The 20,745-nt window shown below is 75.4% G+C and carries 9 protein-coding genes and 1 pseudogene; all 10 read left to right on the top strand.

Annotated features, from left to right (window positions below):
* Window positions 1-32 precede the first annotated feature (32 nt).
* Window positions 33-10,664 (top strand): annotated as a pseudogene (locus tag ACZ4UX_RS12075) (type I polyketide synthase); the annotation flags it as partial.
* A gap of 105 nt (window positions 10,665-10,769) precedes the next feature.
* Window positions 10,770-11,633 (top strand): arylamine N-acetyltransferase, encoded by an 864-nt coding sequence (locus ACZ4UX_RS12070; protein ID WP_465706544.1) that lies wholly within the window; start codon window positions 10,770-10,772, stop codon window positions 11,631-11,633.
* Window positions 11,634-11,734: 101 nt separating this feature from the next.
* Complete coding sequence (locus ACZ4UX_RS12065) at window positions 11,735-13,081, top strand: NAD(P)/FAD-dependent oxidoreductase (protein ID WP_465706543.1); 1,347 nt, start codon at window positions 11,735-11,737, stop codon at window positions 13,079-13,081.
* A 160-nt stretch (window positions 13,082-13,241) separates the two neighbouring features.
* Entirely contained in the window at window positions 13,242-14,318 is a 1,077-nt protein-coding gene (locus tag ACZ4UX_RS12060; RefSeq protein WP_465706542.1) for a 3-dehydroquinate synthase family protein, read from the top strand.
* On the top strand, window positions 14,315-15,751 hold the full coding sequence (locus tag ACZ4UX_RS12055) for a 3-deoxy-7-phosphoheptulonate synthase (protein WP_465706541.1): 1,437 nt from the start codon (window positions 14,315-14,317) through the stop codon (window positions 15,749-15,751). Before ACZ4UX_RS12060 ends, ACZ4UX_RS12055 begins: the two co-directional genes overlap by 4 nt.
* A complete protein-coding gene (locus ACZ4UX_RS12050; RefSeq protein ID WP_465706540.1) occupies window positions 15,748-16,575 on the top strand; it encodes a shikimate dehydrogenase family protein in 828 nt (275 codons plus the stop codon). The genes ACZ4UX_RS12055 and ACZ4UX_RS12050 overlap by 4 nt, the downstream gene beginning before the upstream one ends.
* A gap of 205 nt (window positions 16,576-16,780) precedes the next feature.
* Window positions 16,781-17,941 (top strand): 3-amino-5-hydroxybenzoate synthase, encoded by a 1,161-nt coding sequence (gene rifK, locus ACZ4UX_RS12045; RefSeq protein WP_352294548.1) that lies wholly within the window; start codon window positions 16,781-16,783, stop codon window positions 17,939-17,941.
* Window positions 17,938-19,041 carry a Gfo/Idh/MocA family protein gene (locus tag ACZ4UX_RS12040; RefSeq protein WP_329491274.1) on the top strand — a complete coding sequence of 368 codons (1,104 nt, stop codon included), beginning with the start codon at window positions 17,938-17,940 and terminating at the stop codon, window positions 19,039-19,041. The genes rifK and ACZ4UX_RS12040 overlap by 4 nt, the downstream gene beginning before the upstream one ends.
* On the top strand, window positions 19,038-19,733 hold the full coding sequence (locus ACZ4UX_RS12035; protein ID WP_359807031.1) for an HAD-IA family hydrolase: 696 nt from the start codon (window positions 19,038-19,040) through the stop codon (window positions 19,731-19,733). The genes ACZ4UX_RS12040 and ACZ4UX_RS12035 overlap by 4 nt, the downstream gene beginning before the upstream one ends.
* 25 nt (window positions 19,734-19,758) lie before the next feature.
* Window positions 19,759-20,706: an ROK family protein gene (locus ACZ4UX_RS12030; RefSeq protein WP_465706539.1), complete on the top strand. Its 948-nt coding sequence runs from the start codon at window positions 19,759-19,761 to the stop codon at window positions 20,704-20,706.
* Window positions 20,707-20,745: the final 39 nt, after the last annotated feature.

Genomic DNA, 20,745 nt, shown 5'->3' with positions numbered 1-20,745 from the left:
GTGAATGGGGCAGTGAAGTGAGTACTTCATACGAGAAGCTTGTCGAGGCGCTGCGGAAGTCGCTCGAAGAGGTCGGCTCGCTGAAGAAGCGGAACCGCCAACTCGTCAGCGCCTCCAGCGAGCCTGTGGCGATCGTGGGTATGGCGTGCCGGCTGCCCGGTGGTGTCGACAGCCCGGAGGGGCTGTGGGAGCTGGTCAGCGAGGGCCGGGACGGCGTCTCGGGTTTCCCCTCCGACCGGGGCTGGGACCTCGACGGCCTGTTCGACGAGGACCCGGAGAACCGCGGCACCTCCTACGTGGACCAGGGCGGCTTCCTGCACGAGGCCGGTCTCTTCGACGGGGGCTTCTTCGGGATCTCGCCGCGTGAGGCGCTCGCCATGGACCCGCAGCAGCGGCTGCTGCTGGAGACCTCCTGGGAGGCGCTGGAGCGGGCCGGCATCGACCCGGCCACGCTCAAGGGCAGCGATGTCGGGGTCTTCAACGGGATCATGGGCGTCGACTACTTCGCCGGCGGCAGCGTGCCGCCGGAGCTGGAGGGCTTCACCGGGACGGGCGCGGCCGCCAGCGTGGCGTCCGGCCGGATCTCCTACGTGTTCGGCTTCGAGGGCCCGGCGGTGACGCTCGACACCGCCTGCTCCTCCTCGCTGGTGGCGATCCACCTGGCGGCCCAGGCGCTGCGCCGCGGCGAGTGCTCGATGGCGCTGGCCGGCGGCGCGACCGTGATGGCCACCCCCGGCCTCTTCATCGACTTCTCGCGCCAGCGCGGGCTGGCGGCCGACGGCCGGTGCAAGGCGTACGCGGACGCGGCGGACGGCACCGGCTGGGCCGAGGGCGCGGGCGTGGTCGTGCTGGAGCGGCTCTCCGAGGCCCGTCGCAAGGGGCACCGGGTGCTCGCGGTGGTCCGCGGGTCGGCGGTGAACCAGGACGGCGCGTCGAACGGCCTGACCGCGCCCAACGGTCCCTCGCAGCAGCGGGTGATCCGCAAGGCGCTGGCCAACGCGGGCCTGTCCACCGCCGATGTGGACCTGGTGGAGGGCCACGGCACGGGCACCGTGCTGGGTGACCCGATCGAGGCGCAGGCCCTGCTGGCCACCTACGGCCAGGACCGGCCCGCCGAGCGGCCGTTGCGGCTCGGCTCGCTGAAGTCCAACATCGGCCACACCCAGGCCGCCGCCGGGGTGTCGGGCGTGATCAAGATGGTGCAGGCGCTGCGGCACGGCGTCATGCCGCCCACCCTGCACGTGGACGCGCCGTCCACCCAGGTCGACTGGTCCGCCGGGGCGGTGGAGCTGCTCACCGAGGCGCGGGACTGGCCGGAGACCGGCCGCCCCCGCCGGGCGGCGGTGTCCGGCTTCGGTGTCAGCGGCACCAACGCCCACCTGATCCTGGAGCAGGCCCCCGAGGAGGAGGCGCGGCCGGCGGCCGTGCCCGAGGGCGTCGTCCCGCTGGTGCTGTCGGCCGCCTCGGCCGCCGCCCTGGCGGGCCAGGCCGGGCGGCTGGCCGCCTTCGTCGAGACGTCCTCCGTCGACGCGCCCGGGGCCGGGGCGCCGGTCGCGGTGGCGGGTGCGCTGCTCGCCCAGCGCGCGGTGCTGGGCGAGCGGGCGGTGCTGGTGGCCGGCTCGCGCGAGGAGACACTGGCGGGCCTGGCCGCGCTGGCACGCGGCGAGTCCGCGCCCGCCGGGGCGAGCGGCAGCGCGTCCCCGTCCGGCGGTCCGGGGAAGGTGGTCCTGGTGTTCCCGGGTCAGGGTTCGCAGCGGGTCGGGATGGGCCGTGAGCTGGCTGAGCGGTACCCGGTGTTCGCGGAGGCCTTCGACGCTGCGTGTGCCGCGTTGGACGAGCGGTTGGCGGGGTGGACCGATCATCCGGTCAAGGACGTGGTGTTCGGTACGGCGGGATCGCTGGACCAGACCGTGTACACCCAGGCCGGGTTGTTCGCGGTGGAGACGGCGCTGTTCCGGCTGATCGAGTCCTGGGGCGTCCGGCCGGACGCGGTCATGGGGCACTCGATCGGTGAGATCACGGCCGCCCATGTGGCCGGGGTGCTCTCGCTCGGGGACGCGGCGGCGGTGGTCGCCGCACGCGGTCGGCTGATGCAGGCGCTGCCCTCGGGCGGCGCGATGGTGGCGGTCGCCGCGACCGAAGACGAGGTCGCCGAACTCCTCACGGACGGTGTGGATCTGGCGGCGGTGAACGGCCCGTCGTCGGTGGTCCTCTCCGGTGAGGAGGCGGCCGTGCTGAAGGCCGCGGAGCAACTGCGCGAGCAGGGCCGCAAGGTCAAGCAGCTGACCGTCTCGCACGCCTTCCATTCGGCGCTGATGGAGCCGATGCTGGCGGAGTTCGCCGCCGCGCTCGCCGACGTGACCTGGGGCGAGGCGCAGGTCCCGATCGTCTCCAACGTGACCGGTCGGGTGGCCGAGCCCGGTCAGCTGGCCGATCCCGCCTACTGGGTGGACCATGTGCGGCGCCCGGTCCGGTTCGCCGACGGCATCGCCACGGCGGCCGACGGCGGCTCCGCACTCTTCGTCGAGCTGGGCCCCGGCGCCGCGCTGAGCGGCGTGGTCGCGGAGTCCGCCGGTGAGCGCGCGGTTGCGGTGGCCGCGCTGCGCGACGGCCGCCCCGAGGCGCACACCGTGCTGGCCTCGGTCGCCGAACTCTTCGTCCGGGGCGTCGAGGTGGACTGGGCGAAGACGCTGCCCGCCGGCTTCACGCCCACCCATCTGGAGCTGCCCACCTACGCCTTCGAGCACGAGCACTACTGGCTCCCGGCCACCCCGCTGACCGATGCCACCTCGCTCGGCCAGGGCAAGGCCGACCACCCGCTGCTCGGCGCGGTCGTCCAACTGCCGCAGTCGGACGGCCTGGTGTTCACCTCCCGGCTGTCGCTGCGGACGCACGCCTGGCTCGCCGACCACGCCGTCGGGGGAGTGGTCCTCGTCCCCGGCACCGGTCTGGTGGAGCTGGCCGTCCGGGCCGGCGACGAGGTCGGGTGCGGGGTACTGGACGAACTCGTCATCGAGGCACCGCTGGTGGTGCCCGGGCACGGTGGCCTGCGGGTCCAGGTCGCCGTCGGCGGACCGGACGAGCGGGGCGCCCGCACGGTGGAGGTGTACTCCGCCCGCGAGGACGCGGTGGACGGCACCGACACCGCGAGCGCCATGGACGCCTGGGTCCGCCACGCCACCGGCACACTGCTGCCGACGACGGCCGGCACCGCCGAGCCGGAGTTCGACTTCACCGCCTGGCCGCCGCCCGGCGCGCAGCCGGTGGACATCACCGGCGGCTACGACCTGCTCGACCGCGCGGGGTACGCCTACGGCCGGTCGTTCCAGTGCGTGCGCGCGGTCTGGCGGCGCGGCGAGGAGATCTTCGCCGAGGTGGCCCTGCCGGACGAACTGCGCGAGCGGGCCGCCGGGTTCGGCATCCACCCCGGCCTGCTCGACGCCGCCCTGCATTCCAGCATGCTGGACGCGGCGGCCGCGCTGAGCGGCGCCCGGCCGGACGACGCACCGGACGAGGAGCCGGTGGTCCGGCTGCCGTTCGCCTGGAACGGGCTGGTGCTGCACGCGGCCGGGGCCGCCTCGGTCCGGGTGCGGGTCGCCCGGCCGGGGCCGGACGCCCTGTCGCTGGAGGCCGTCGACGACGCCGGCGGGCTCGTCCTGACGCTGGACTCGCTGGTCTCGCGCGCCGTCTCCACCGAGCAGTTGGAGGCGGCGGCGGGGACGCCGGGCAGCGACGCGCTGTACCGGGTGGAGTGGACCGAGTCGGCCACCCTGCCCGTCGCCCCCACCCCCGGCCCGGTCCCGGCCCGGGTCACCGCCCCGGCGGACCTGGCGGCACTGTTCGAGGGCGAGGGCGAGGACGAGGGCGAGGGCACCGGCGCCGCCGCGCCGGCGGCGGTGCTGCTGGAGGCCGTCACCGACGGCCCCGGGGACACCCCGCTCGCGCTGACCCGGCGGGTGTTGGAGGTCGTCCGGGCCTGGCTGGCCGGGCCCGCCCCGGCGCAGGCCCGGCTGGTGGTGGCGACCAGGGGCGCGGTGCCCGCCGGCGGCGACGCCGCGGTGACGGACCCGGCCGGCGCCGCCGTCTGGGGTCTGGTCCGGGCGGCGCAGGCGGAGAACCCGGACCGGATCGTGCTGCTCGACACCGAGGCCGGCACCGACCTCGACGCGGTCCTGACCGCCGTCCTGGCCACCGGTGAACCGCAGGTCGCCCTGCGCGGTGCGGCCCTGTCCGTGCCGCGCCTCGCCCGGGCCGGTATCGCCCGGGGCACCGAGCCGGTGCTGGACCGGGCGGGGACGGTGCTGGTCACCGGTGGGACCGGGTCACTGGGCGCGGTACTGGCCCGGCACCTGGTGACCGAGCACGGAATCCGGCACCTGGTGCTGACCAGCCGGCGGGGCCTGGAGGCCGACGGTGCCCGGGAGTTGGTGGCCGAGCTGCACGCGCTCGGCGCCGAGTCGGTGGCCGTGCTGGCCTGTGACGTGACCGACCGCGACGCGGTGGCGGAGCTGCTGACCGCCGCCCGGCGCGACGGTCACCGGCTGACCGCCGTGGTCCACGCGGCGGGTGTCTTCGACGGCGGTGTGGTCGGCGAGATCGACCCGGAGCGGCTGGAGCGCGTCTTCGCACCGAAGGTGACGGCGACCCGGCACCTGGACGAGCTGACCCGTGAACTCGCCCCGGACCTGGATGTGTTCATCACGTACTCCTCCGTCTCGGCGGTGTTCCTGGGCGCGGGCACCGGCGCCTACGCGGCGGCGAACGCCTACCTGGACGGGCTGATGGCGCGGCGCCGGGCGGACGGCCTGCCCGCGCTGTCGCTGGCCTGGGGTCCGTGGGCGCAGAGCGACGGCATGGGCGCCGACCTGGACGAGCTGTCCCGCAGCCGGATGAACCGGCGCGGCGGAGCCCAGCCGCTGACGCCGGCGGAGGGCATGGAGCTCTTCGACACCGCGCTGCACAGTGACCGGGCGCTGCTCGTCCCGGTCAAGCTGGACCTGCGGGCCCTGCGTACGGCCGCCACGGCCGGTGCCGGGGTGCCGCCCCTGCTGCTGGGCCTGGTCCGCCCCGGGCGGCAGTCGGCGCGGGCCGCCGCGACCGGCGCCGGCGGCGGACTCGCCGGCCGGCTGGCCGGGCTGGCCGCGGCCGAGCGCGAGGCGCTGCTGCTGGAGCTGGTCCGGACGCACGTCGCGTCGGTGCTCGGCCACGCGGGCGCGGCGAAGGTCGCGGCGGAGCGGGCCTTCAAGGAGGCCGGCTTCGACTCGCTGACCTCCGTCGAGCTGCGCAACCGGCTGCGCGAGGCCACCGGCCTCAACCTGCCCGCCACGGCCGTCTTCGACTACCCCACCCCGCTCGCCCTGGCCCGCTACCTCGACGGCGAGTTCGACGGCACGGCGGTCGCGGCGGGCCCGGTGGTACCGGCGGCGGCCGTACACGATCCGGCCGATCCGGTGGCGATCGTCGGCATGGCCTGCCGGCTGCCCGGCGGGGTGGCCACCCCGGAGGACCTGTGGCGGCTGGTCACCGAGGGGCGGGACGGCGTGTCGCTGTTCCCCTCGGACCGGGGCTGGGGCCTGGACGAGCTGTTCGACGCCGACCCGGAGAGCGAGGGCACCTCCTACGTCAGCCAGGGCGGCTTCCTGCACGAGGCACCGCTGTTCGACCCGGCCTTCTTCGGGATCTCGCCGCGTGAGGCGCTGGCGATGGACCCGCAGCAGCGGCTGCTGCTGGAGACCTCCTGGGAGGCGATGGAACGGGCCGGCATCGACCCGGGCTCGCTGAAGGGCACCGAGGTCGGGGTGTTCAACGGCATCATGGGCGTCGACTACTACGCCGGTGGCAGCGTGCCGCCGGAGCTGGGCGGCTTCGCGCTGACCGGCGCCGGCGCCAGTGTGGCCTCGGGCCGGGTGTCCTACGTGTTCGGCTTCGAGGGTCCGGCGGTCACCGTGGACACGGCCTGCTCGTCGTCGCTGGTGGCGATCCACCTGGCTGCCCAGGCGCTGCGCCAGGGCGAGTGCTCGCTGGCCCTGGCCGGCGGTTCGACGGTGATGTCCAGCCCGAGCATGTTCATGGAGTTCTCGCGGCAGAAGGCGCTGGCGACGGACGGCCGCTGCAAGTCCTACGCGGACGCCGCGGACGGCACCGGCTGGGCCGAGGGCGCCGGTGTGGTGGTGCTGGAGCGGCTCTCCGAGGCGCGGCGCAACGGCCACCCGGTGCTCGCGGTGCTGCGCGGGTCCGCGGTGAACCAGGACGGCGCGTCCAACGGTCTGACCGCGCCGAACGGCCCCTCCCAGCAGCGGGTGATCCGCAAGGCGCTGGCGGCGGCCGGGCTGTCGACGGCCGATGTGGACCTGGTCGAGGGCCACGGCACGGGCACCGTCCTGGGGGACCCGATCGAGGCGCAGGCGCTGCTGGCCACCTACGGTCGCGGCCGTGACCCGGAGCGCCCGCTCTGGCTGGGCTCGCTGAAGTCCAACATCGGCCACGCCCAGGCGGCGGCGGGTGTCTCGGGTGTGATCAAGATGGTGCAGGCGCTGCGGCACGGCGTGATGCCCGCGACCCTGCACGTGGACGCGCCCTCCTCGCAGGTGGACTGGACGGCGGGCGCCGTCGAGCTGCTGACCGAGGCGCGGGAGTGGCCCGAGGTGGACCGGCCGCGCCGGGCCGGGGTCTCCTCCTTCGGCCTGAGCGGGACCAACGCGCACGTGATCCTGGAGCAGGCCCCCGAGGAGCAGCCGGCCGAGGCCGGGCCCGCCCCCGACGCCGTGGTGCCGCTGGTGGTCTCGGCGAAGAACGCCGCCTCGCTGGCGGCCCAGGGCGGGCGGCTGACGGAGCTCGCCGGGGCGACCGCCCCGGCGGCGCTGGCCGGTGCGCTGCTCTCCCGGCGGGCGCTGCTGTCCGAGCGCGCGGTGGTGGTGGCCGGGTCCCCGGCGGAGGCGTCGGCCGGGCTGGCCGCGCTGGCCCGGGGCGAGTCCGCCGGCGGGCTGGTGACGGGCACCGCGGGCACGGTGGGCAAGCTCGTCCTGGTCTTCCCCGGTCAGGGGGCGCAGTGGGCCGGGATGGGCCGTGAACTGCTGGACACCTCACCGGTGTTCGCCGAGCGCATCGCCGAGTGCGCCCGGGCGCTCGGCCCGTGGGTGGACTGGTCGCTGGAGGAGGTGCTGCGCGGCGAGGCGCCGGCCGAGGTCCTGGACCGGGCCGATGTGGTGCAGCCCGCGAGCTTCGCGGTGATGGTCGGGCTGGCCGCCGTCTGGGCGTCGGTGGGGGTGATCCCGGACGCGGTGCTGGGGCACTCGCAGGGCGAGATCGCGGCGGCCTGCGTGGCCGGTGCGCTCTCCCTGGAGGACGCGGCCCGGATCGTCGCGGTGCGCAGCCGGGTGATCGCCGGTCAGCTGGCCGGGCTCGGCGGGATGGCCTCGGTGGCGCTCTCCGAGGCCGAGGCGCTGGCCCGGCTGGAGCGCTGGGCGGGCCGGCTGGAGGTCGCGGTGGTCAACGGCCCCGCGTCCGTCGTGGTCGCCGGTGACCTCGACGTGCTGGACGAGGCCGTCGAGGTGCTGGCCGCCGACGGGGTACGGGTGCGCCGGGTCGCGGTGGACTTCGCCTCCCACACCCGGCACGCCGAGGCCCTGGAGAAGGTCCTGGCGGAGGCGTTCGCGGACATCCGCGGCCGGGCGCCGCTGGTCCCGCTCTTCTCGACGGTGACCGGTGAGTGGGTCCGCGAGGCCGGCGTGATCGACGGCGGCTACGTGTACCGCAACCTGCGGAGCCAGGTCCGCTTCGGCCCGGCGGTCGCCGCGCTGCTCGCCGAGGACCACACGGTGTTCGTGGAGGCCAGTACCCACCCGGTGCTGGCCCAGCCGATCACCGAGGTCGCCGACGGGGCCGGGGTCGACGTCCTGGTGACCGGTTCGCTGCGGCGGGACGAGGGCGGCCCGCGCCGCCTGCTGGCCTCGATGGCCGAACTCTTCGTCCGCGGTGTGGCGGTGGACTGGACGGGCGTGCTGCCCGACGCGGCCGGTGGCGCCGAGGTGGACCTGCCGACCTACGCCTTCGACCACCAGCACTACTGGCTCCCGATGACCGCGGCGGCCACCGACGCGACCTCGCTGGGCCTGGCGGGGGTGGACCACCCGCTGCTCGGCGCGGTGGTGGAGGTGCCGGAGACCGGCGGGGTGCTGTGCACCTCCCGGCTCTCCCTGCGCACCCACCCCTGGCTGGCCGACCACGCGGTCGGCGACGTCGTGCTGGTGCCCGGGACGGGCCTGGTGGAGCTGGCCGTCCGCGCCGGTGACGAGGTCGGCTGCGGCACGCTGGACGAGCTGGTGATCGAGGCCCCGCTGATCCTGCCCGAGCAGGGCGGCGTCCGGGTGCAGGTCACCGTCGGCGGTCCGGACGAGGGCGGCGCCCGCACGGTCGCCGTGTACTCGACCCGCGAGGAGGCCGTCGGCGACCCGTGGACCCGGCACGCCACCGGTGTCCTGACGGCCACGGCCCGGGCGGCCGGGCCCCGGTTCGACTTCAGCGCCTGGCCGCCGCCCGGCGCTGAACGGGTGGAGATCGGCCCCGAGGAGTTCTACGCCGGCCTGCTGGAGCACAACTACGTCTACGGGCCGGTGTTCCGGGGTCTGCGGGCGGCCTGGCGGCGCGGTGACGAGGTCTTCGCCGAGATCGCCCTGCCGGAGGACCACCGGGGCAGCGCCGCCGGGTTCGGCATCCACCCGGCGCTGCTGGACGCGGCCCTGCACGCGAAGGCCTTCCTGAGCACGGGCGACCACCGGACGATGCTGCCGTTCGCCTGGAACGGCCTGGTCCTGCACGCCGCGGGCGCCTCGTCGCTGCGGGTGCGGGTCGCCCAGCCGGCGCCCGACGCGCTCTCGCTGGAGGCGGTCGACGAGGCCGGCGGCGCCGTCCTGACGGCCGACTCGCTGGTGTTCCGCCCGGTGTCCGCCGAGCAGTTGGGCGCGGCGGCGGGCCGTGCGGGCGGTGACTCGCTGTTCCGGGTCGACTGGACGGAGGTGCTCCCGGACGGGGCCGCCGGTTCGCCGTCCTGGGTGCGGCTGTCCACCGCCGAGGAGGTGGCCACCCTCGCGGAGGACGCGCTGTCCGGGGCGGCCGTGCCGGAGACCGCGATCCTGGAGGCGGTCACCGGCGGCGACGCGGACACCCCGCTGGACGTGACGGACCGGGTGCTGGAGGTCGTCCAGACCTGGCTGGCCGGCGCCGGGCTGGAGGAGACCCGGCTGGTGGTGGTGACCAGGGGCGCGGTGCCCGCCGGCGGCGACGCCACGGTGACGGACCCGGCCGGCGCCGCCGTCTGGGGTCTGGTCCGCGCGGCGCAGGCGGAGAACCCGGACCGGATCGTGCTGCTGGACACCGACGCGTCCGACCTGTCGGAGATCGAGCCGCTGCTGGGGCCGGTGCTCGCCGTCGGCGAGCCGCAGGTCGCGGTGCGCGGCGCGGCGCTCCACGTGCCCCGGCTCGCCCGGGCCGGTATCGCCCGGGGCACCGAGCCGGTGCTGGACCGGGCGGGGACGGTGCTGGTCACCGGTGGGACCGGGTCACTGGGCGCGGTGCTGGCCCGGCACCTGGTGACCGAGCACGGGATCCGGCATCTGGTGCTGACCAGCCGGCGGGGCCTGGAGGCCGACGGTGCCCGGGAGTTGGTGGCCGAGCTGCACGCGCTCGGCGCCGAGTCGGTGGCGGTGCCGGCGTGTGACGTGACCGACCGGGACGCGGTGGCGGAGCTGCTGGCCGCCGCCCAGGGCGACGGCCGCCGGCTGACCGCGGTGCTGCACGCCGCGGGCCTGTTCGACGCGGGCGTGATCGGCGAGGTCGACCGGGAGCGGCTGGAGCGGGTGTTCGCGGCGAAGGTGACCGCGACCCGGCACCTGGACGAGCTGACCCGCGAACTGGCCCCGGAGTTGGACGCGTTCGTGGTCTACTCGTCGGTGTCGGCGGTGTTCCTGGGCGCGGGCACCGGCGCCTACGCGGCGGCGAACGCCTACATGGACGGGCTGATGGCCCGGCGCCGGGCGGCCGGTCTGCCGGCGCTGTCGCTGGCCTGGGGCCTGTGGGAGCAGGAGACCGGCATGGCGGCCGGCACCGACGACCTCACCCGCAGCCGGCTGAACCGGCGCGGCGGTCTGCTGGGCATGACCCCGGCCGAGGGCATGGAGCTGTTCGACACCGCGCTGCGCGGTGACCGGGCGCTGCTGGTGCCGGCCAAGCTGGACCTGCGTGCGCTGCGCGCCGACGCCGCGGCCGGGCGCGAGGCACCGCCGCTGCTGCGCGGGCTGGTGCGCGCGAGCCGGCAGCTGGCCCGGGCCGCGGTCTCGGGGGACGAGCGGCGCAAGCTGGCCGAGCGGCTGGCCGGGCTGCCCGGCGCGGAGCGCGCGGCGCTCCTGCTGGACGTGGTCCGGGCCCAGGTCGCCGTCGTCCTCGGCTACAGCGCGTCCCACCACATCGACGTGGACCAGGGCCTCTTCGAGATCGGCTTCGACTCGCTGACCGCGCTCGAACTGCGCAACCGGCTGGGCGAACTGATGGGGGCGAAGCTCTCGGCCGGTCTTGTTTTCGATCACCCGACGCCGGGGATGATTGTCGCGCACATGCAAGAGCGCATGTTCGGCGAGGGCACGGGGGGTGTCGCGGCCATCTCGGTCTGAGCCGCCACGGCCGGGCCCCTGCCGCAGCCCCGGAGCGGCCCGGCGAGCGGCCCGGCCGACAAGCCGATGACCGACTCCGATGACCGACTCCGATGACCGACTCCGATGAACGACCCGACGAACGCCCCACTGAACGGGCCCGAACGAGCGGCCCGGATCCGGCTCGCGGACAAGAGAGGAGATGACGACGTGTTCGACGCGGACGCCTACCTCCGGCGCATCGGTTGCGCCGGGCAGACGCGCGTGGACATCGAGACGCTGCGCACCCTGCACAAGCGGCATCTCATGGCGATCCCGTACAACATCGCCGCCCAGGACTTCACCGACGGCATCAACCTGGTCGACCTCGACGAGGACGCCGTGTTCGAGACGGCCGTCGTCGAGGGGCGGGGCGGCACCTGCTTCCAGCTGAACCGGCTGTTCTTCCGGCTGCTCGGCACCCTCGGCTACGAGGTCTCCCTGATGGCGGCCAGTACCGCCGAGGGCAGGGAGAACTTCGGCACCGAGATCGAGCACATGTTCGTCCGGGTGGCGCTGGACGGCGCCGAGTGGCTGGTCGACGTGGGCTACCCGGGGCCGTCCTACCTCGAACCGCTGCTCGTCACCGACGCGGTGCAGACCCAGTACGGCTGCCAGTACCGGCTGGTGGACCGGGGCGACGGTGAGACGGCGCTGCAGCGCCGGGGGCGGGTGACCCGCTGGAGCGTCGTCTACACCTTCAAGCTGCTGCCCCGGCGGTGGAGCGACTGGAAGGCACTGGAGGACCGCGCCCGGGAGAACCCGGCGCCGCCCCCCGAGGGGGACATGCAGGGCGTCCTCTACGGCCGGGCGTTCGAGGACGGCCAGGCCGTCCTGAAGGGCCGCCGGCACCTGACGGTCCGGGACGGACGGGAGCGGGTGCGCACCGTCGTCGACGACGACGAGCACCGCGTGCTCGTCGGCACGATCGTGTCCGGGGACCTCCCCTGACCGGCGGGAACACCGCCGGGAGAACCCGCGGGAACACCGGCGGGAGCACTCCCGAAAGCACCATTCGCAGACGATGTACGACAATTCTGGAAGGGAATCCAATGGCGAAGAACTCGGCCGATGTGGTTGTCATCGGCGGCGGCCCGGCCGGCGCGGTCAGCGCCTTTGTCCTGGCCAAGCAGGGTCATTCCGTGGTGCTCCTGGAGCGCGACGAGTTTCCGCGCTTCCACATCGGTGAGTCCCTGCTGCCCTACATGATGGGGCTTTTCGACCGGATCGGCCTGCGCGAGGCGCTGGAATCCCGCGGATACGTCCCGAAGTTCGGTGGCGAATTCATCGACCCGACGGAGAAGAAGTTCTTCTCGGGCGTCTTCCGCGCGGACTTCAGCAAGCAGGGCGAGGGGCGCTTCGACCGCGCCTTCCAGGTCGAGCGGGCCCGGTTCGACGCGATGCTCGTCGAGGAGGCGGCCAAGGCGGGCGCCGAGGTCCACCTGGGCGCCGGCGTCAAGGACCTGCTGATGGAGGGCGACCGGATGGTCGGCGTCAGCTACGAGAAGGACGGCGAGGAGCACGAGGTCCGGGCGACCTACGTGATCGACGCCAGCGGCCGGTCCGGGCGGATCGCCAACAAGTTCGGGCTCCGCAAGACGCTGGAGAAGCTCCGGATGGTCGGGGTGTTCCGGCACTACGAGGGCCTCGACGAGAAGCACAACCTCGGGGCCGAGGGCGACATCCAGGTCGGCGCGCACAACGACGGCTGGGTGTGGGCGATCCCGATCTCCAAGGAGGTCATCAGCGTCGGCACCGTCATGCCGCGTGACACCTTCCGGGCGGCGGGCTCGCCGGAGGCGGCGTTCGACGAGCACCTGAACCGGGTGCCGCGGATCACCGCGCGGCTCACCGGCACCCGGCCCAGCATGGACCTCAAGATCGAGACCGACTACTGCTACCACGCGGACACCGTCACCGGCCCCGGCTGGGTGATGGTCGGCGACGCGGGCTGCTTCGGCGACCCGATGTTCTCCGGCGGCGTGCTGGTCGCGACCGCCACCGCCACCCGCGCCGCCGAGACCCTCGACGCGGCGCTGAAGTCCCCGGCGGACGCCGACGCGCTGATCGAGGAGTACTCGAACTACTTCAAGACCGGGTACGACACCTACATCCGGCTGATCCACGCCTTCTACGACGGCGAGCTGGTCTCGGTGGCCGCCGACGCCGGCCGGACCACCTCCCGCGACGCGCTGGAGCGCTACCTGATCCGGCTGATCGGCGGCGACTTCTGGAGCGAGCACAACGCCGTCGCCCAGGAGATGCGCCGGCGCCCGGAGTGGGACACCTTCGCGCCGTTCCAGCGGGTCTTCGGCTGCCCGTCCTACCCGCAGCTCGACGAGCACGACCGCAAGGAGCGGGCCGAGGCCCGCATCCTGCGGGTGACCACCGGCCAGTAACGGCCGGGCACGTCCAGCGCACGCCCGGGATCCCGGCGGCCGACCGCCGCCGGGGCCCCGGGCGCGGATCCGGGCCGGGCGGCACCGGAGCAGGGGCCCCACCGCGGGCGCACCACCGAAGAGTCGGCGTTCGACGTTCTACAGGACAGGTTGAAGCGGCGTGAGAGAACAAGTTCCGGTGCGCATCGGCGACCGTTCGTACGACGTGCTCATCGGCCCGGGAGTGCGCTCCTCGCTGGCCGAGGTGATCCGGGGGCTCGGTGCCCGGCGGGTGGCGGTGGTGTCGGCGCGCCCCGCCCAGTGGGTGCCCGACACCGGTGTCGAGACCCTGCTGCTGCCCGCCCGGGACGGCGAGCCGGACAAGAACCTCGCCACCGTCGAGGCGCTCTGCGCGGAGTTCGTGCGGTTCGGGCTGACCCGCTCCGACGCCGTGGTCTCCTGCGGCGGCGGCACCACCACCGACGTGGTCGGCCTGGCGGCGGCCCTCTACCACCGCGGGGTGCCCGTCGTGCACCTGCCGACCACGCTGCTGGCCCAGGTGGACGCCAGCGTCGGCGGCAAGACGGCGGTCAACCTGCCGTCCGGCAAGAACCTGGTGGGCGCCTACTGGCAGCCCGCCGCGGTGCTCTGCGACACCGACTACCTGGCGACGCTGCCGCACCGCGAGATGCTCAACGGCCTCGGCGAGATCGCCCGGTGCCACTTCATCGGCGCCGGCGACCTGCGCCCGCTGGCCCTGGCGGACCGGATCGCCGCCAGCGTGACGCTCAAGGCCGGCATCGTCTCGGCCGACGAACGCGACACCGGACTGCGGCACCTGCTCAACTACGGCCACACCCTGGGCCACGCCCTGGAGGTGACCACCGACTTCGCGCTGCGCCACGGCGAGGCGGTCGCCGTCGGCACGGTCTTCGCGGGCCTGCTCGCGGGCGTCCTGGACCGGATCGACCCGGCCCGGGTGGACGAGCACCGGGCGGTCGTCGCCTCCTACGGCCTGCCCGGCGCGCTGCCCGAGGGCGTGCGGCCGGGCGAACTGGTCGAGCTGATGCGGCGGGACAAGAAGGCCCTCAGCGGCCTGGCCTTCGTCCTGGACGGCCCGGCGGGCGCGGAACTGGTCCACGACGTGCGCGAGCGGGCCGTCCTGGAGGCCCTGGCGCGGATGCCGCGCCGGCCGCTCGCCCGGCTCGTCGGGCACGGCGCCGACGGGCCCGCCGGGACGGGGGCGGCGGTGTCATGAGGTACTCACCACGGCGGCCGCCCGGCGGCCCGCCGGCCGCGCGGACCGGCCCGGCGGAACGGCTGCTCGCCGACCGCCTCGCCGCCGCGCTGGCCAGGCCCGCCGCGCAGCAGCCCGGCTGGCCGGACCGGGCCCGCGCGCAGGAGGTCGTCGCCCGGCTGCGCGCCGCCGCCCCGATCGTCACGCCCGCCGAGACCGCCCGGCTCGCCGAGCGGCTGGCGGCCGTCGCCCGGGGCGAGGCCTTCCTGCTCCAGGGCGGCGACTGCGCGGAGACCTTCGCCGACAACACCGAGCCGCACCTGCGCGCCAACCTCGGCCTGCTGCAGCGGATGGCCCTGGTGCTCGCCCACACCACGGGACTGCCGGTGGTGCCGGTCGCCCGGGCCGCCGGCCAGTACGCCAAGCCGCGCTCCCACCAGGTCGACGCCCACGGCCTGCCGGTCTACCGGGGCGACATCGTCAACGGCGTCGAACCCACGCCCGCCGCCCGCACCCCGGACCCGGAGCGGATGCTGCTGGCCCACGCCGAGGCCTCGCGGACGGTGGCCATCGCCCGCCGGCTCCGCCGGGACGGCCTGGGCGACCCGCACGCGCTGCACGCCGAGAACCTCCGCTTCGTCCGCGACGCGCCGGGGGGCCACCGGTACGCGCCGGCGGCCGAGGAGATCGGCCGCGGCCTGGGCCTCCCGGCCGGCCCGGGAGCCGGCGGCGGGACGGCGCCCGGGAGCGAGGTCTACGTCAGCCACGAGGCCCTGCTGCTGGACTACGAGAGCGCCCTGCTCCGGGTGACGGACGACGGGCCGGAGCCGCTCTACTCCAGCGGACTGGCGCACTTCCTCTGGATCGGCGAGCGCACCCGCGGGCCCGAGGACGCGCACATCGCCTTCGCGGAGCTGCTGGCCAACCCGATCGGCGTGAAGATCGGCCCGGGCACCACCCCCGAGCAGGCGGTCGAGTACGTGCGCCGGCTCGACCCGCACGGCACCCCCGGGCGGCTGACGCTGATCAGCCGGATGGGGCACGCGCGGGTCCGCGAGGTGCTCCCGCCGATCGTCGAGAAGGTCACCGCCTCCGGCCACCAGGTGGTCTGGCAGTGCGACCCGATGCACGGCAACTCCCGCACCGCGGACAACGGGTACAAGACCCGCCACTACGACCACGTCGTCGAGGAGATCGCCGGCTTCCTCGACGTCCACCGCGCGCTCGGCACCCACCCCGGCGGCCTCCACCTGGAGGCGACCGGCGAGGACGTCACCGAGTGCCTCGGCGGCGCCCGGGGGATCGCCGAGCACGAGCTGCCCGGCAACTACCGGACCGCCTGCGATCCGCGCCTGAACGCCGAGCAGTCGATGGAACTCGCCTTCACCGTCGCGGAGATGTTCGCGGCGACGGTCGCCCAGGGCACCGCACCCCGCCCCGGGAGGCCACGATGACCGACGCCCCGCAGCCCGCCGTCCCGCCCGGCCCGCCGATCGGCGGGGCCACCCGGCTGTACGCCGTCCTCGGCGACCCGGTCGCCCAGGTGCAGTCACCCGGGCTGCTGAACCCGCTGTTCGCCCGGCTCGGCATCGACGCGGTGCTCGTCCCGGTGCACGCCCGGCCGGGGGACCTGGCCACGGTGGTCCGCGGCCTGCAGCACATCGGCAACCTGGACGGCCTGTTCGTCACCGTGCCGCACAAGGCCGCCGCCGCCGGCCTCGCCGACCGGCGCAGCCGCACCGTGGAGATCACCGGCACCGCCAACGTGCTGCGCCGCGAACCCGACGGCGGCTGGCTCGCCGAGAACTTCGACGGCTCCGGCTTCGTCGCGGGCCTGGCGCGGGCCGGCCACGACGTCCGCGGCCGCCGGGTCGCGCTGGCCGGCGCCGGCGGGGCGGGCAGCGCCATCGCGGCCGCCGTGCTCGCCGCGGGCGCGGAACGGCTCGCCGTCACCGACCCGGACGGGCCCCGGCTGGCCGCGCTCGTCGCACGGCTGGCCGAGCACTGGCCCGGCCGGGTCCGGGCCTCGGCCGAACCGCCCCTGCACGACAGCGACATCGCGGTGAACGCCAGCCCGCTGGGCCTGCGCCCGGGCGACCCGCTGCCGTTCCGGCCGGACGCCCTCGCGCCCGGCGCCGTGGTGGCGGACATCATCATGCAACCGAGGGAGACGCCGCTGCTGCGGCTGGCGGCCGCCCTGGGGCTCGACGTCCACCACGGAATCCACATGCTGAACGGTCAGGTGGACGAGTACCGCGCATTCTTCGGGCTGCGCTGACGGGTGATCGGCAGGTCGGGGCCGACGACTACCAGAACGAGGGATGCGGGCCGCCGAGGGCGGCGCCTACTGTGAGGCCGCAATACCTTGCGTGAAATCCCAGGGGCCATTGTTCCGCTCTTCCGTCGGCCACGCGCCCCGCCCGCTCAATCCCGCCAGGCCGTCCAAAAGCGGAGACCAGTTCGTAGCGGAGATTTGGAGAGACATGAACGCGCGACCGGCACCGGAATTCCCCTCCTGGCCGCAGTACGACGACGACGAGCGGAGCGGCCTGATACGCGCTCTGGAGCAGGGCCAGTGGTGGCGCATGGGCGGGGACGAGGTGAACTCCTTCGAGCGCGAGTTCGCCGACCACCACGGCGCACCGCACGCCCTGGCGGTCACCAACGGCACGCACGCGCTGGAGCTGGCGCTGCAGTGTCTGGGCGCCGGCCCGGGCACCGAGGTCATCGTGCCGGGCTTCACCTTCATCTCCTCCTCCCAGGCCGCCCAGCGGCTCGGCGCGGTCGCCGTCCCCGTCGACGTCGACCCGGTGACCTACAACATCGACGTGGCGGCCGTGGCCGCCGCGATCACCCCGCGCACCCGGGTGATCATGCCCGTGCACATGGCCGGGCTCATCGCGGACATGGACGCCCTCGGCAAGCTCTCCGAGTCCACCGGCGTCCCGCTGCTCCAGGACGCCGCGCACGCGCACGGCGCGCGCTGGCAGGGCAAGCGCGTCGGCGAGCTCGGCTCGGTGGCCGCCTTCAGCTTCCAGAACGGCAAGCTGATGACCGCCGGCGAGGGCGGCGCCCTGCTGTTCCCCGAGTCGGAGCTGTACGAGGCCGCGTTCCTGCGGCACAGCTGCGGCCGGCCGCGCACCGACCGCCGGTACTTCCACCAGATCGCCGGCACCAACATGCGGCTCAACGAGTTCTCGGCGTCCGTGCTCCGCGCCCAGCTGCGCCGCCTCGACGCCCAGACCGACCTGCGCGAGGAGCGCTGGAACCTGCTGTCCGGCCTGCTCGGCGCGATCGACGGCGTCGTCCCCCAGGGCAGCGACCCGCGGGCCGACCGCAACTCGCACTACATGGCGATGTTCCGGATCCCCGGCATCTCCGAGGAGGGCCGCAACGAGCTCGTCGACCGCCTGGTCGACGCCGGCCTGCCGGCCTTCGCCGCGTTCCGCGCGATCTACCGCACCGACGCGTTCTGGGAGACCGCCGCCCCCGACGAGACCCCGGAGGCGGTCGCCGAGCGCTGCCCCAACACCGAGGCCATCAGCCGGGACTGCGTCTGGCTGCACCACCGCGTCCTGCTCGCCTCCGAGGAGGCCCTGCACGCCACCGCCGCGATCGTCGCCGACGCAGTGGCAGCCCTGTGAGGCATCGCGCCGCCGTCGTCGGGCTCGGCTGGGCCGGCCGGGAGCTCTGGCTCTCGCGGCTCAGGACGCACGAGGACTTCGACGTGGTCGCCGTCGTCGACCCTGACCCGGCGCTGCGGGCGGCGGTCGGCGAGGCGACGGGCATCCCCGCCCACGCGGCGGTGGACGCCCTCCACCCCGAGGACGTCGACGTCGCCGTCGTCGCCGTGCCCAACCACCTGCACGCCGAGGTGGCCGCGGCGCTGCTGCGGCGCGGCCTCGCGGTCTTCCTGGAGAAGCCGGTCTGCCTGACCTCCGCCGAGGCGGACGACCTGGCGCGGGCCGAGCTCGACGGCGGCATGCTGCTGGCCGGCAGCGCCGCCCGGCACCGCGCCGACGTCCGCGAACTGGCCGCGCTCGTCCCCGACCTGGGGCGGGTGCGGCACGTCGACCTGTCGTGGGTGCGGGCCCGCGGCGTCCCGAAGGCCGGCGGCTGGTTCACCCGGCGCAGCACGGCCGGCGGCGGGGTGCTGGTCGACCTCGGCTGGCACCTGCTGGACGCGCTGGCCGCCCTGGTCGGGCCGGCCGAGTTCGCCCAGGTGGTCGGCGCGACCTCCGACGACTTCGTCAACGTCGGCGCCTGGTCCGCCGCCTGGCGCCAGGACCGGCCCGCCGACGCGCTCACCGGCGACGTGGAGGACACCGCCCGCGGCTTCCTGGTCCGCGAGGACGGCATCTCCGTCTCGCTGCGGGCCAGTTGGGCCTCCCACGAGGCCCTGGACGTCTCCCGGATCGTGGTCGAGGGCAGCGCCGGCAGCGCGGAACTGCGCTGCACCTTCGGCTTCAGCCCCAACCGGCAGCCCGAGCCGGTCCTGACCCTGACCCGGGAGGGCACCACCCGTCGGATCGCCGTGCCGGCGGAGCCGATCGGGGCCGAGTACCGGCGCCAACTGGACGGCCTCGGGGCACTGCTGGCCGACCCCGCCCATCGCGGCCGGGCCATCGCGCAGGCGCGTGGCACGGTCCAGCTCATCGAGAGTTTCTACGAGTCGGCCCGCGTTGCCGGCCGGGCGCGATCCGCCCGTCCCGCAGCCGCCCACGAGGAGGTGAGGACCTCATGACCGCCACATCGGCACCCGGGTCCGCCACGACCACGGACAGACCAGCGAACCCCCGGCAGGCGGTCGTCTTCGACCTGGACGGGGTCATCGTCGACAGTTTCGCCGTGATGGGCCAGGCGTTCTCCATCGCCTACGCCGAGATCGTCGGCGGCGGCCCGGCGCCCTTCGAGGAGTACCAGCGCCACCAGGGCCGCTACTTCCCCGACATCATGCGGATCATGGGCCTGCCGCTGGAGATGGAGGCGCCCTTCGTCCGCGAGAGCTACCGGCTCGCGCACCAGGTGCAGGTCTTCGACGGCATCCCCGAGCTGCTCCAGGAGCTCCGTGACCGGGGCCTGCGGATGGCCGTGGCCACCGGCAAGGCCGGCGACCGGGCCCGCTCCCTGCTCGACGGCCTGGGCCTGCTCCCGTACTTCGCCCACGTGATCGGCTCCGACGAGGTCGCCCGGCCCAAGCCCGCCCCCGACATCGTGCTGCGCGCGCTGGAACTGCTGGACGTACCCGCCGACCAGGCCATCATGATCGGTGACGCGCCGACCGACCTGGCCAGCGCCCGCGGCGCCGGGGTCGCCTCCGCCGCCGCCCTCTGGGCCGGTCCGGACGAGGCCGAGCTGCTCGCGGCCGGCCCCGACGTGGTGCTGCGCCGCCCGGTCGAGCTGCTCGCCCTCTGCCCGGCCCTCAGCGAGCGCTGACCCGACCGCGCGGAGGCGGCACACCATGCGGACCGGCGAGAACGGACCGGCACCGGGGCCCGGCGGCGCGGCGCACGCCGAGGAGGCGCCGCGCTACCTCGGCATCGACGTCGGCGGCACCAAGGTCGCCCTGCGGGCGGAGTCGGCGACGGGCCGGGCCGAGGAGACCACCTTCGCCTGGGGCCCGGGCCGCGACGCCGACCACGACCTGGCCCGGCTCGCCGAGCACGTCGCCGCGCTGGCGGCCCGGTCGGGCGCGCCCTTCCGGGCCGTCGGTGTCGCGATGCCCGCCACCGTCGGCCGGGACGAGCGGGTCACCGCCTGGCCCAGCCGGCCGGAGTGGACCGGTCTGCCCCTGGGCCCGGCGCTGCGGGCGCTGTTCCCCGGGGCGGCCGTCGTCTGGGCGGACGACGGGGACCTCGCGGCCCTCGCCGAGGCCGAGGCGGCGGCCTGCGCCGACCTCCTCTACCTGGGCGTCGGCACCGGCATCGGCGGCGGCCTCGTGCTCGGCGGCCGGCTCTGCCCGGGCCCGGCGCACGGCTCCTTCGAACTCGGCCACCTGGTCGTCGAACTGGACGGCCCGGTCTGCGTCTGCGGCCGCCGGGGGTGCCTCCAGGCGACCGCCTCCGGGCCCGCCACCCTGGCCCGCGCCGGGCAGCTGCGCGGCGCGCCCGTCACCTTCGACGAGCTGCGGGCGGGGCTGCGGACCGGGCAGTCCTGGGCCGTCACGGCACTCGACCGGACCGGCCGCGCCCTGGCCGCAGCCGCCGTGGGCGTGGCGGAGCTGCTCCACCCCCGGCTCGCCGTGCTCGGCGGCGGCTTCGCGGCCGGGATCCCCGAACTCGCCGACCGGACGGCCGAGCACCTCGCCGCGCTCGCCCGGCCGGGCCTGGCCCCACTGCCGGTCGCCCCGGCCCGGCTGGGCGGGCTCTCCTCGCTGCGCGGCGCCGTGCTGCTGGCCCGCGGGCAGTAGGGCGCGGTACGGCCCGCCCGGACCGGCCGGTCCGGGCGG

The sequence above is a fragment of the Kitasatospora sp. NPDC028961 genome (assembly GCF_055564815.1).
Note: the sequence above shows the minus strand (reverse complement) of the source record. Positions and strands in the feature narration are given on the sequence as shown.